This window comes from Paenarthrobacter sp. 10N417 (assembly GCF_056394745.1).
This window is the reverse complement of record NZ_JBFTIL010000031.1, coordinates 1-12,468: the sequence shown is the minus strand read 5'-3', so window position 1 is coordinate 12,468 and position 12,468 is coordinate 1. Positions and strand designations below refer to the sequence as shown.

Here is a 12,468-nt window from a genome sequence, read left to right as displayed (position 1 = left end):
TCTCGTCGGACGGCACTCTTCACTTCCTTGCACGGTGGAGCACATCACAGCGGAACACCAGCACAGCGGAACACCAGCACAGTGGAGGACAGCACAGTGCTGCGCCCAGCCAGGCACGTGTGCATCTTGCTGCCGCGCACGTGCCTGGCTGGAGGGTGATCCTGCTGGCGTTAGATGGTCTGGCCTGCGTCGGCCAGGAGCGTACTGCCGGTCATGATGGTGGACAGGTCGCTGGCGCAGAACAGGACCACGCGAGCGATGTCGTCCGGCGTTCCGATCCGACCAATGAGGCTGTTGGTCATGACGTCCATGGCCGCTGTCCCATCTGCGGGGGCGTGCTCAGCTGCGGCGGCCATGTTGCCCTCGGTTGGCACAAAGGTTGGGGCTACACCGAGCACCCGGATTCCGAGTGGGGCAAATTCGAGGGCCATCTGCTTGGTGATGCCACGGACAGCATGTTTCGATCCCACGTAAGCGGACAAGCCCGGTGCCGTCCCGCCGAATCCTGCGGTGGAAACGATGTTGACGATGACCCCGCCGTGCTTCCCTATGGACATATGGCGTGCGGCTTCGCGGGAGCCATTGAAAACGCCGCGGGTATTGACTGCAAAGACTTGCTCCCACATGCTGTCAGTCGTCTGCAGGACCGGAACGCTGGGGAAGATACCCGCGTTGTTGACCCAGATGTCGATTCCTCCGAATGACTCCACGGCTTCGAGTGCGCTGAGGCGGACCGATTCGGCGTCGGTGACGTCCATGCCAAGGCCAAGTGCCTGTACGGGGAAGCGGTTGGCGATTTCTGTAGCGGCCTCGAGGGCTCGGTCCGCGTTCACGTCCCCGATCAGGATGTCCGCGCCGGCTTCTGCCAGGCGGAGTGCAATGGCTTTGCCCAGGCCTTGCGCGCCGCCGGTAATGACGGCCCTGCGTCCGGTCAGGGAAAGCAGGTCCTGGACGGGGGTGAGCGAGGCATCGGCGAATGCGGTCGTCATGCGGAAACCTCGACGTCGAGCTGGTTGCTCTGGGCGACGCGGCCAAGCCAGGCGAGGCTGGGCTTTGGTGTGCGGGCAAAAGTTTCCCTGTCAACGGCGATCAGGCCGAACGTCGGTTCCCAGTGCCCCCACTCGAAGTTGTCCAACAGGGACCAGTGGAGGTAGCCGCGCACGTCAATTCCTTCGGTCATGGTCTGGTCCAAGCCCTGCAGTGCCTCTGTGGTGTAGCGGATCCGCTGTTGGTCATCCGCTGTGGCGATGCCGTTCTCCGTGACAAGTACGGGCACGCCCCCGGTAATCTCCCAGGCGTGGCGCACTGCCATGGCCAAGGCGTCGGGCCGGTATGCCGTGCCCACCAGGGTGTTGTCCGGGTGCGGCGGATGTGGGACGAGCCCGTTGGCGTCGACTTGCTGGCTGGAGTAGGCCTGAACGCCGACGAAATCATCGCCGCGGCTCCCTTCCCAGTAGACGTCTTCTTTGCCGTAGCGGATCTCCAGCAGCTTTTCTTCCCCGCCAGGGGCAGCGGTGAGCGCACCGGCAGCAATGGTCCATCCCACCTTCGCGTCGGTGTGGGCGCGGATAATCTCCCTGGCAGCGTGGTGGATGGCGGTGAACGTCCTTCCTATTTCCGGATCGGCGTAGGTCAGGAAGTCGCTGTGCGTTTGTTTAGTCTCTTCAGTGCCCTCGACGGTTGGACTTTGCCACTGGCCGCCCTCGGCCAGTTGCATTCGGCGCATTGCTGTCATGATCGCTGCCTGCATGTTGGGCTCGTTCATGGTCGCGACCCACTCCACGCCGTCCAGGATGGTGGTGGTTTCCTTGACGTAGCGCTGGAACTTTTCCGATGCGTCCGGAGCCAACCAGCCGCCGTCGTTCGCGAACCACTGGGGAGTGGTGAAGTGCTGCAAGGTCACCACGGGGGTGACGTTCCGCGCGAAGCAGTGCTCGATCATGCGGCGATAATGGGCGAGTTCGGCCTTGGAGAAGGCGCCGGGCGCGGGTTCGATCCGGGACCATTCGAGGCTGAAACGGTACGAGGTCAGGCCTGCGTCGGCAAGAAGATCGATGTCCTCACGGTAGCGGTGGTAACTATCGCACGCGTCGCCGGAGAGTTCCATGCCCGGCATGGTCAGTTCGCGTGCCCACCAGTCGCTGTTGACGTTGTTGCCTTCGATTTGGTGTCCGGCGGTTGCGGCGCCCCAGAGAAAATTGGCAGGGAAAGTTGTCATGGGTTTCTCATTTCTTGAAAGGTGTGATGCCCTTGCAGGCGGATTGAAGGTGTCTCAGGCGTGACTTGGTACGCTGATGCCGTGCAAAGCCGTGGGCGCTGCGGCGCGGAACCTGCCAGGCCCCGCCGTGTATTCGGATCCGTCGGGAAAGATGATCCGGGCGGTCGTCGCAGCGGGGATGTCGGCGTCGATGCGGAGCTCGTCACCATCGAGTTGCCAGTGGACGGTAATGGTGCCGTTGGGTGTTTCATGAGAGCCCCTGGCCCACGTAACCGACGGTCCGGGCGTGGGGGCAATGACGATGGAGTGCCAGGCCACTGAGCCCTCGGCCTGGCGCAATCCAAGGGTGTGCTCGTGCAGGAACCGGAGCACGGTTGCCTTGCTGTAGTGATTCAGCGAATCATGGGCGTCGCCGTTGTTGTCGATTCCTTCCCAGGATTCCCAGATAGTGGTGGCGCCCTTGTCCACCATGTACAGCCACGACGGCGATGTGCGCTGAAGAAGCAATTCATAGGCGACGTCGGCCCTGCCGGCTTCAACCAGGACCGGGAGCAGGTAGCCCGTTGAGAGGAACCCCGTTCCCAGGTGTGTGTCTGCGGAGCGGATGAGTTCCACCAGCCGCTCGAGGGCACGTTCGCGTGATTGTCGGGGAAGCAGGCCGAACGCGAGGGCCCGGACGTAGCTGGCCTGGGTGTCGGCGTCGGTTGTTCCGTCGGGACGCAGATATGCTGCACGCCAAGCATCGCGAACAGCGCCCGAAACCTCCTCAAACTCTGTCGCCTCTGCGGATCGTCCGAGGACGCGGGCAATCCGGGCGAGCGTTGCGGCCGAGCGGTAAAGATAGGCCGTACCTACCTCGCCCTTGTCTTCCATGAACCAGGCCATCGGGTTGTCCTGGACGGGGTCGATCAAGCGTCCATCGGCGTCGCGTTCCTTGGGTTCCGTCCATTCACCCCAATGGAAGGTGCCATCCCACAGATATTGCTCGTACGGCTCAGGCTCGGGGGATGCCTTTGCCCGTGCATGATGGCGCGTTGTGCGTGCCATTTCCAGCGCCCACCGGACCCACCGGAGCATTGAATCCCAGTTCTCGGCGAGAACGGCTTCATCTCCGTAGGCCTCATACAACTCCCAAGGAACAGTGACGATCGCATCTCCCCACCCGGCAGATCCGGTCATCATGGCGAACTGATCGTCCACGTGGTTCTTGATGCCGCGGCCGTCAGGGGAGAAGTTCGTAATGCGGCCATCGGCAAGCTGGTCGTCACGCACCGATCTCAACCACTTCCGGCTGAACCCGAGCACATCCCTCAAGCGCGTTGCTGTGGAAATAAACACTTGGTAGTCACCACTCCACGCCAGGCGTTCGCGGGTTGGGCAGTCTGTAGGAACATCCACAGCATTTCCCAGGAAGCTCCACTGTCCGATGCGATGAAGTTGATTCAGGTCCTCGTTACTGCACGCGAACTCACCCGTGCTGGGGAGGTCGCTGTGCACAATCTGCATGCTGAGCTTTGACGGGTCCGGGCGTGCTCCGTTGCGGCTGATGCGCGCGTACTGGAAACCGTGGACGGTGTGGCGGGGTTCAAAGACTTGGCCAGGCGCGCCCGCGGCTACTTCGTCGCGCTGGGAGAAGATCCTTGCTGGTTCTCCTGGCCGGTGCGAATCCAGGTGTGAGGTTGAGAGGTCGCCATCACTGTCAACGTGCTCACCGTACTCGATCACAGTATGCGTTCCTTCCGGCCCGAGGTCCTCGAGCCGGATCCATCCGGAGGCGTTCTGACCGAAGTCCGCAATCCACACGCCGGGCCTTACTTCGTTAACGCTTTTCGCCGCTCGTGATTCGATGACCCGCACCGGTGGAGCGGGCGACCAGTCAATCGGGGGTGCGTCCACGACGTTGAGCTGGACTTTCGACGGCGGTGCGGCCGGGGCGGTAAAGTCCACCGTTTGTCCGTCCATAAGGTCCGCACGTGTTGTGGTGGACGGTGTGCTGGTCCAGTCGCCATCCGTCACGATGATCTGCCGTGATCCATCGACACGTTCGATGTGCAGTTCCGCACGGGTTCCCAGCGTAGTTCCCCAATCGGCGGGGTGGCGGAACGCACCCACTTGACCCCGATACCAGCCGTCGGACAGTTCAATGGCCAGCCTGTTGAGTCCGGGGGACAGCGAGGATATCACGTCCGACGCTTGGGCGTAGAGAGTATGGTCGTACGACGTCGACCCGGGGGACAGTTCCGCGGTCCCGGCCCGTTCTCCGTTGATCGCCGCGGTGTAGACACCAAGGGCTGTGGCGTAGAGACGCGCCGACTTTATCTCGGCGTCCACGATGAATTCCGTGGCAAGAACATGCCCAGGCCGTTGGCCGTATGGCTTGTCCTCTTGCTCGAGCGGGGAAATCCAGGAAGCCGTCCAGTCGCCGGCGAGAAGACCTGTTTCAAAAGCAGACCACGCCGACCATTCGGACGTCTTTTCTGCGACCCGTACGCGCCAGGTGACGCGCTGGCGGCTGCGGAGTTCCTGCCAGGGCCATGAAACGTACAGGCGGCTGGCCGTCGTCGATGTCGGCTGCGCCACGCCGTCGACCGTTGCTTCCAACTCGTAAGCCGATGCCGCAACGTCGGCGGGAATCTTCCACGAGAGCCTCGGTGATGGGCGGGTGACCGGAAACTGGTCTCCGCCGCTGTCCACGATGAGGTCATAGGGCACTTCGCCCATAGTTTTTCTTCTTTCTTCTGCCGATGCGGGCGTTATCGAATGGACTTGACCTTGAGCGCGATGACGAGCCCACCGATCAGCGCCAGTACAGCGCCCGAGAGGTACAGGAAGGTGTAGTTCTTGTCCGCTCCAGTGATGCCGATGGTGATGATCACGGAGGCGACCAGGGGGGCCACGGCGCTTGGGATCTTCTGGGCGAAGGCAACCACCGCCATGTACCGTGCCGTTTCGGTGCGGTTGGGCAGAATCGCGAAGACGATGGCCTGGTCTACCGTCGCGAATACGGCGATGGCAGTCTGCATGAGAATTGCGCCGATGATCAGCTGGGGGAGCGACCATGCGAAGGCTTCAGCCAAGGCTCCACCCACAAAGAGAACTGCGGCAATCAGGACAAACAGGCGGCGTCGCTTGAGCTTGTCAGAAAGGAAGCCACCCAGTAGTGCACCGGCGGCAGCAGCCACCACGCCGAGCATTCCAATCGTCGCCACAACGCCAGCCACTTCCCTCACGGGGAGCCCGAGCCGCTGGGCGTAGAAGAACGTGCCGAAAGTGGTGTTGAAATACAAGCCCATGAAGAAGACGAATCGGCCCAGCCAGTTCCATGCAAAGTCGGGGTATTTACGGATACTGAATCCGTAGCTTGCGATCACTGAGCGGAAGGTGACCCGGTTGTCCACCGTGATGTTCTTTGAACTTCCTTCCGGCTTGATGAGCGGGAAGAGTGCCAGGAGGACGGCGCCGATCACGCCCGGGACGACGAACACCAGGAGCGTATTCGAAGAAACAGCGTAGGCAACGCCAATGCCCAGGACGGGAGCAATCTGCGTCATCAGGCTCGTCAGGGCGGAGACCCGACCGCGCTGGCCGTCGGGTAACTTGTCAGCCATCAGATTCTGTATGGCGGCACCGGAAATGGACCAACCGGACATTCCCAGGACCCACCCCGCACCCACCAGCAGGAGGTTCGGGGCGAGGCCCATGACCACCAACCCGGCCAGGCCAACACCCGTGCCCAGGAAGATGAAAGGAGCCCTGCGGCCGAAGCGGGACCGCGTGCGGTCACTCCAAATGCCGATGATGGGGCTGACAACCAGGTAGATGCCCTGCGCTGTCCCTGTGATGAAGCCGAGCATCTGCTCCTGGCCGGGAGCAAGTTCGGTGATCCGAACGGCAATGCCATAGGAGAGGGGCACCATCATTGCGATTGATGCGCCGAAGCTGGCCAGCATCAGCCACAGAATGTAGCCCTTGCTCACGGGAGTCTGGGGCTCTTCCGTGAGCTCTGGATGTTCGAGGGGGCCGACTGGCAGATGACTGCCCGGCGATGGTTCGGCGGCTGCAATGCCGCCGGCGAGACGGGGAGCCCCGTGCTTATCAGTAGTCACCAATGACTCCTCTATAAAGGTAGTTGGTCGCCTGCGGCATCGCAGGCGAGGACTGGACGACGGTGGGGTCGGGTACCAGTAAAGGTAACCACAATGGTTACTATTCGTGAATAGTAGTCACAGTGGTTACAATTGACAAGACCCAACGCAAAAAAGAGATTTTCCGTCGTGAGAGAAGGCTGTTCGTGACTACCACTTCTGAGCAGGAGACCGGGAAGAAAGTCAGCTCCGGTAGGCGTGGCCCGTACGCAACAACGCCGGCTCGTCGCGCGGAGATCGTGCGCGCGGCCTCGGCCAGCTTCGCTGAACACGGCTATGAGCGGGCAAGCCTCAGGGATATCGCCGCACGCGCCAACGTCACTCACGCGGCCCTGCTTCGTCACTTCGCCACCAAGGATGATCTTCTCCTCGCCGCCCTTGCCGAGCGGGATGCCGACGACGCCGAGCTGGCCAAGCGCATTGTGCAATCCAAGGTGCCCCGGGAGTTGGTGTTGAGCAGTGTTCTTAAAGAGGAATTTGCGCGGCCTGACCACATGCGAAATTGGCTGTCCATCACCATCGCAGCTACCAACCCCGAGCATCCCGCGCATGACTTCTTCATCGCTCGCCGTGAGCGAATGCGCGACTACTTCACCAGCAAGCGGCTCGCCACTGCGGAGGACGGTGCGGAGCTCACCGCTGACGACAAAGTCACCATGGTGATGGCGATGATCGACGGACTCCGGATTCAATTCCTCCTGGACCCTCATCGGAAAACACTGCACCTTCTGGAGACGCTCATGCGGTTCATCGACACGCCGGAAGAAGCTTAGCTAGTCAGCGGCAGCTCACGCGTTGCTGCGCAGCTCGCGACTTGCAGCCCGCAGGCCGGTTTCAAGTGCACGGAGCTCGTCTGCCGAAAGCCCGGCAAGGAGCCGGTGGCCCGGGAGTTATTGACCGCCGCTCACGGTTCCTGCGGTGTCTCCGCCATCGATGACGAATTCGGCGCCGGTGACAAAGGATGCCTCGGTTGAGGACAGGAACAGGACGAGATCGGCCACTTCCCCGGGATGACCTATCCTGGCCAGTGCTGTGTGGCTCATGTCTATCGGCATCCCAGCCGTCATGGGTGTGGAAATAACGCCGGGGTGAACAGAATTGACCCGGATGCCATGGCGGCCCAAGTCCAACGCTGCGCTCTTCGTCAACCCCCGAACCCCAAATTTCGAGGCGCTGTATCCGGGAATCCCTTCGTAGCCTCGCAGCCCCGCTATTGATGAAATATTCACGATCGACCCGCCCCGTGCCTCTTTCAGGGCCGGGATTGCCGCTTTGATCCCGTTAAACGTCCCGGTTAGGTTCACCGCCAGCACCGCGTTCCACTGCTCCAGCGTGTAGTCCTCGATCGGGGCGAAGTTCACGATACCTGCGTTGTTCACCACAATGTTCAGGCCACCGAATTCCTCAACAGCAGCCTGCACCGCATTTTGCCAGTCCTGGGGGCTGGTCACGTCCAGGTGAACATACCGCACCCCGGATCCGAGATGAGCGGCGAACTCCGTTCCTTCATCGTCCAGAACATCCCCGATGATGACCTTCGCTCCTTCACCGTGCAGCCGCGTTGCGATTGCAGCCCCGATCCCCCTGGCGCCACCGCTCACAAGGGCTACTTTGTCGATGACTCGTTCCATCTGATGCTCCTTCGGTCCATGGCACTGAACACAGCACTACGCGACGTCACGGCGGTCTCGGGCGGAGTGAACACCCCAGCCCAAGGCTACGGCGGGCAAACGGCACAATGCTCCGAGACGGAATGCCTCCTCGCTGCGAACGTCCCAGTCCAAGAATGACCCTGAGCAGCAACCGGCAATAGGGCTAAAGGTCACCGATCGGTGGCTCAATTCCAGACCCCAAGCGGCATTTGTTGCCTCATTTGAATATCTCCGGTTGGGTCGGCGGTAATGGCTGGCGCGACGGAACCCGTTGGGAAAATTGGACTTGGAGAGGGAGCTTTCAGAGGTTCGAGCAGCGTTGGGGACTGAGTCGGCGGCCTGCTGTTCCCAGGATCCCGACCAAGTGGCAGACTCCAGCTATGACGGCAGTCGCGACCGGGCCTGTGCTGGATTTTCTTCCAGGAGGGCTGGGTCTTTGTCTATAATACGACCGCTACCAAGGGAACGGACCTGGCATGACCTCTGTTGATGGTCGGGAGAGGAGCTTCCTTCAGCTTCCCATTATGGGCGCGGCCAGATTGGACGCTGATCAAGTCCTGAACCAGCTTGATTCGGGCACGTCAGGATTATCGGATCAGGAATCCGCGTCCCGCCTGGCCATAGTGGGGCCTAACGCTGTCCTGTCACATAAGGCCAACGGTTGGGCCGTGCTTGGGCGTCAGCTCGCCAGCCCAATCCTGATCTTGCTGCTCGTCACAGCATCTGTATCGATGTTCCTGGGGGACGTGACCAACTCGATAGTGATTGGTGCAATTCTGATGGCCAGCGTTGGTCTGGGCTTCAGTAGTGAATTCCGGGCCGAACGTGCCTCGGAAGCCCTGCACTCACAGATCACCCATCAGGCTTTGGTGCTTAGGGATGGCAGGACCCTTCCAGTGGACGTGACGGACATCGTCCCTGGCGATATCGTTCAGCTGGGACTGGGAACAATCATTCCTGCGGACATTCGGCTGCTGGAAACGAACAATCTGCTGTGCGATGAGAGCATTCTCACGGGGGAGTCCCTACCGGCGTTGAAAGACCCGTCTCCCGCACCGGATAACGCAGCCCTGGGAGATTTGATGTCGTGCGCATTCATGGGCACCGTCGTACACTCCGGCGGTGGAACCGGCGTCGTGGTGGCCACTGGGAGCGGCACCGAATTTGGCCGCATCGCCTCTGGACTGGGAGAACGTCAGCCGCAGACGGAGTTCCAGATCGGGCTTAGGCGTTTCTCATTCCTCCTGCTGCAGGTCGCCATCGGCCTGACCACCTTGATTTTCATAGCCAACTTGCTGCTCCAACGACCGATCATCGAATCCCTGCTGTTCTCACTGGCCATCGCTGTCGGTATCACTCCCCAACTTCTCCCGGCTGTCGTCAGCACCAGTTTGGCCACCGGCACACGGCTGCTGGCCAAACGGAAGGTACTCGTCAAACGGCTCGTCTGCATCGAAGACCTGGGCGACATGGACATCCTGGTCACCGACAAGACCGGGACGCTGACAGAGGGCCGGATCAGCTTGACCGACGCACTTCCAGCGACCTCGCCGATTTCAAAGGATTATCTGCTCACACTGGGGTTGCTGTCCACAGAGTCGGATTACACCACGGCTAAGCGTTCAACTGCCGGACAGAACCCACTGGATGCCGCCCTTTGGTCCAGCCCTCAAGCGGCCAAGCTTGACCCTGAACGTTTCAAGCGCCTGGACCTGATCAGCTTTGACCACGAACGCCGGCGTACCACCGTGCTGGTCCACGAAAACGCAGGCCGGAGGCTGCTGATCACCAAGGGCGCCCCGGAAGAAGTCCTCACCCTCTGCGGGCCGCCAACACCCGCGGTGCTGGCGACGCTGAATGAACAATTCCAGGCAGGATCCCGGGTCGTGGCGGTCGCCTACCGTGAGGTCCCTGGACTGGTCGAAGTTACTGAAGCAGACGAACACGACCTCACCTTGGCGGGCTTTCTGATCTTCCTGGACGAGCCCAAAGCCAACGTAAAAGCGTCACTGGACCAGCTGGAAGCATTGCAGATCACGGTAAAGATTGCCACTGGCGACAATGCCAAGGTAGCCGAGAAAGTTTGTGCCGACGTCGGCGTGCTCTCCGGGGGCACCCTTACCGGGGCCGACATCGATGGGATGTCGGATGCGGAACTCGTCCCCGCAGCCCGGGCCACCTCAATTTTTGCCCGCGTTTCCCCTGAACATAAAGCACGAATCATCACTGCCCTGCGTCAGAGCGGCGGCTCCGTGGGGTTCCTGGGAGATGGAGTGAACGACACCCTGGCCCTGCACAAAGCCGACATAGGCATCTCGGTGGATACGGCCACCGACGTCGCCAAGGATGCGGCAGACGTCATCCTGCTCGACAAAGACCTCGGCGTCCTTGCCGATGGTGTCAGGGAGGGTCGCCGGATCTTCGCGAACACCATTAAGTACGTCCTGATGGGAACATCAAGCAACTTCGGGAACATGTTCAGCGCCGCGACTGCCTCGGTGGTGTTGAGCTTCCTGCCCATGCTCCCAGGCCAGATCCTGCTCAATAACCTGCTCTATGACGCCGGTCAACTGGCCATTCCCAGCGACAGAGTCGACAACGAACAACTCCGCGCCCCTGCCCACTGGGATATCGCCTTCATCCGACGATTCATGTTCCTCTTCGGTCCCATCAGCTCAATCTTTGACTTCGCCACCTTCGCCCTCATGCTGACAGTGTTCCATGCTGTGCCTGGGGAGTTCCGCGCCGGGTGGTTCATCGAATCAATCGCCACCCAAACCCTGATCATCTTCGTCATCCGGACCCGCAAGGTGCCCTTCCTTCGCAGCAGGCCTTCGGCCGGGCTGGTCGTGGCGTCCTTGACCGTAGTCGCCGTGGGAGTGGCCTTGCCCCTGACAGCGACGGGGCCTTGGCTCGGTTTCGACCCATTACCGGCACCGTTTTTCCTGGCCCTTCTGGGCATGGTGATCGTATATCTGACCATGGTGGAGTTCGCCAAAAAATGGTTCTTCTCCCGGGCCAAGCAACAATCCCCTGCCGCCGCGTTACCCATTCCTCGGCGTCGGGCAACCCATCACATCAGCAGGCGGGCCTCCCGGTTCAGCATCGCCGCAAAACTATCCGGGCCGACGGAGGACATCCCCTGACGTCTGATCACCCCGTCGCTACAGGGCTTCTCGCCACCAGAATCCCCACATCACCCCGCGCCGGATTCCTATTCCAAGCCTGCGCGGGTTGCGTCGTCGAGCGGGGTTTGAAGCGACATTGGAGCGGAGAGATCAAAGCGCCTGCCGGAGACGGATTGGGGGACTAGCCGGTAGAGGAGGTCCTGGCCTACGCCTTGCCACGGGAAGAGGGCACGTCTGACTTCATCCAAAGCTGGACCGCCCGTACCGGCCTCGCCGGCTGCACCCTTTACTACGACGCTCCAGGCTATGCCGAACTCGGCGCTCACTGAGTCGGCTTCAAGGGCCACGACGGCGTCGTCTTCCATCGCCTGTTGCTTGGTCCCCATTCCGGTTCGAAAGACGATTGTCCGATTGTCCACGGCGAAATTCACCGGAAAGATGTCCGGGTGGCCATCCACGATCACGGAGAGACGCCCAACATTCGTTTCGCCCAGAAGCCTCCAGCAATCGTCGGCTTCGAGTACTTCTGCCTCAGGCACTATGTTCTTGTCGGTCATGCGGCGATCCTACGGCGGCCCGCTTGTGACTAACAGGGCCCAAAGTCCCGCCACGGGATGCGTTTGTTCCGATCCGCCGCGCGGAGCCTTGCCAATCGGCTGGTGGAATGACGCCAAGCAGAAGCAACAGCAGCCCCAGCTCCGCGAGGCCGGCACCGAAGTAGACAGCTTGCAACGCGCTGAACGGGATCAGGGACATCTGCACGAAGATCCATACCAGGATGCCATAGGCAGCAGCTGCGGTTGCCATACCGGCCAAAGGATTGCGCCTGAGGAGCAAAACGAAAGCAGCCGTGTGGAGGCCTCCTACAACGAATGCAAGCAAGATTCCAGGCACCAGGTATGTGCTGAAGGGAGACCCCTCCAGGTATTCAGCCGGCAGCTGTATCTCAGGCGGTAGCCCGAGGCGTTCCGGCCCGAGCCAGGATCCAAGCGCCAGGGCAAGGCCACCGGCAATGGAAGTCACGGCTACGAAGCCCAGAACGATCAGAAGCAGCACAAAGGTCATGTCTTCCTCCTAAATGATGGTGCGGAATTCCTGGATGAGTCCGATCACGACACCCAGAATGGCTCCGGTACCGGGGCGCATCCATGGACTAGATGAGTAAGTCCTATTGCCGTGGCGGGCGCGGGAGCTTTTAAAGTAAGGCGGAGAGTGTTAAGCCGAGTTTGTGAACACGCAACTAAACACTCTCCTGACCACACTTTACGTCTATTTGGATGACCATGTGCTGCCGGACCTGGGTGTGTCCAGGGCTCGCCGGCCGG

The 12,468-nt window shown here is 61.1% G+C and carries 9 protein-coding genes and 1 pseudogene; 3 read left to right on the top strand and 7 right to left on the bottom strand.

Translation table 11 applies throughout. The annotated features are described in order from the left end of the window. Positions 1-170 precede the first annotated feature (170 nt). From AC1DCM_RS25135 to AC1DCM_RS25120, 4 genes are read right to left on the bottom strand one after another with little or no spacing between them, the layout of a single operon-like run. Complete coding sequence (locus tag AC1DCM_RS25135) at positions 171-989, bottom strand: SDR family NAD(P)-dependent oxidoreductase (protein ID WP_477520110.1); 819 nt, start codon at positions 987-989, stop codon at positions 171-173. Continuing rightward, complete coding sequence (locus AC1DCM_RS25130; RefSeq protein ID WP_477520109.1) at positions 986-2,218, bottom strand: glycoside hydrolase family 1 protein; 1,233 nt, start codon at positions 2,216-2,218, stop codon at positions 986-988. Before AC1DCM_RS25130 ends, AC1DCM_RS25135 begins: the two co-directional genes overlap by 4 nt. A gap of 54 nt (positions 2,219-2,272) precedes the next feature. Beyond that, the gene (locus tag AC1DCM_RS25125; protein WP_477520108.1) at positions 2,273-4,939 is read right to left on the bottom strand and encodes a family 78 glycoside hydrolase catalytic domain; all 2,667 of its coding nucleotides are present in this window, start codon (positions 4,937-4,939) and stop codon (positions 2,273-2,275) included. Between the two features lie 32 nt (positions 4,940-4,971). Beyond that, on the bottom strand, positions 4,972-6,324 hold the full coding sequence (locus AC1DCM_RS25120; protein ID WP_442015677.1) for an MFS transporter: 1,353 nt from the start codon (positions 6,322-6,324) through the stop codon (positions 4,972-4,974). A gap of 185 nt (positions 6,325-6,509) precedes the next feature. Here AC1DCM_RS25120 and AC1DCM_RS25115 point away from each other — a divergent pair, with 185 nt between their 5' ends. Further along, complete coding sequence (locus AC1DCM_RS25115) at positions 6,510-7,136, top strand: TetR/AcrR family transcriptional regulator (RefSeq protein ID WP_442015676.1); 627 nt, start codon at positions 6,510-6,512, stop codon at positions 7,134-7,136. A gap of 117 nt (positions 7,137-7,253) precedes the next feature. On the opposite strand, the gene AC1DCM_RS25110 is transcribed toward AC1DCM_RS25115, so the two are convergent. Beyond that, positions 7,254-7,994, bottom strand: coding sequence for a glucose 1-dehydrogenase (locus tag AC1DCM_RS25110; RefSeq protein ID WP_442005525.1), 741 nt, complete (start codon positions 7,992-7,994; stop codon positions 7,254-7,256). Between the two features lie 497 nt (positions 7,995-8,491). Between AC1DCM_RS25110 and mgtA the strand changes: the two genes are divergently transcribed. Then, a complete protein-coding gene (gene mgtA, locus AC1DCM_RS25105) occupies positions 8,492-11,161 on the top strand; it encodes a magnesium-translocating P-type ATPase (protein WP_442015675.1) in 2,670 nt (889 codons plus the stop codon). Between the two features lie 68 nt (positions 11,162-11,229). On the opposite strand, the gene AC1DCM_RS25100 is transcribed toward mgtA, so the two are convergent. Further along, positions 11,230-11,700: a pyridoxamine 5'-phosphate oxidase family protein gene (locus AC1DCM_RS25100; protein WP_442005523.1), complete on the bottom strand. Its 471-nt coding sequence runs from the start codon at positions 11,698-11,700 to the stop codon at positions 11,230-11,232. Beyond that, positions 11,675-12,208, bottom strand: a complete 534-nt coding sequence (locus AC1DCM_RS25095; protein WP_442015673.1) for a hypothetical protein — start codon at positions 12,206-12,208, stop codon at positions 11,675-11,677. The genes AC1DCM_RS25100 and AC1DCM_RS25095 overlap by 26 nt, the downstream gene beginning before the upstream one ends. Positions 12,209-12,371: 163 nt before the next feature. On the opposite strand from AC1DCM_RS25095, the pseudogene AC1DCM_RS25090 reads away from it, so the two are divergent. Continuing rightward, positions 12,372-12,468 (top strand): annotated as a pseudogene (locus AC1DCM_RS25090) (IS982 family transposase); the annotation flags it as partial.

Bases quoted from the DNA above. Each gene is read 5' to 3' on its own strand.
- AC1DCM_RS25135 (WP_477520110.1), bottom strand. From the start codon at position 989: ATGACGACCGCATTCGCCGATGCCTCGCTCACCCCCGTCCAGGACCTG.
- AC1DCM_RS25130 (WP_477520109.1), bottom strand. From the start codon at position 2,218: ATGACAACTTTCCCTGCCAATTTTCTCTGGGGCGCCGCAACCGCCGGA.
- AC1DCM_RS25125 (WP_477520108.1), bottom strand. From the start codon at position 4,939: ATGGGCGAAGTGCCCTATGACCTCATCGTGGACAGCGGCGGAGACCAG.
- AC1DCM_RS25110 (WP_442005525.1), bottom strand. From the start codon at position 7,994: ATGGAACGAGTCATCGACAAAGTAGCCCTTGTGAGCGGTGGCGCCAGG.
- mgtA (WP_442015675.1), top strand. From the start codon at position 8,492: ATGACCTCTGTTGATGGTCGGGAGAGGAGCTTCCTTCAGCTTCCCATT.
- AC1DCM_RS25100 (WP_442005523.1), bottom strand. From the start codon at position 11,700: ATGACCGACAAGAACATAGTGCCTGAGGCAGAAGTACTCGAAGCCGAC.
- AC1DCM_RS25095 (WP_442015673.1), bottom strand. From the start codon at position 12,208: ATGACCTTTGTGCTGCTTCTGATCGTTCTGGGCTTCGTAGCCGTGACT.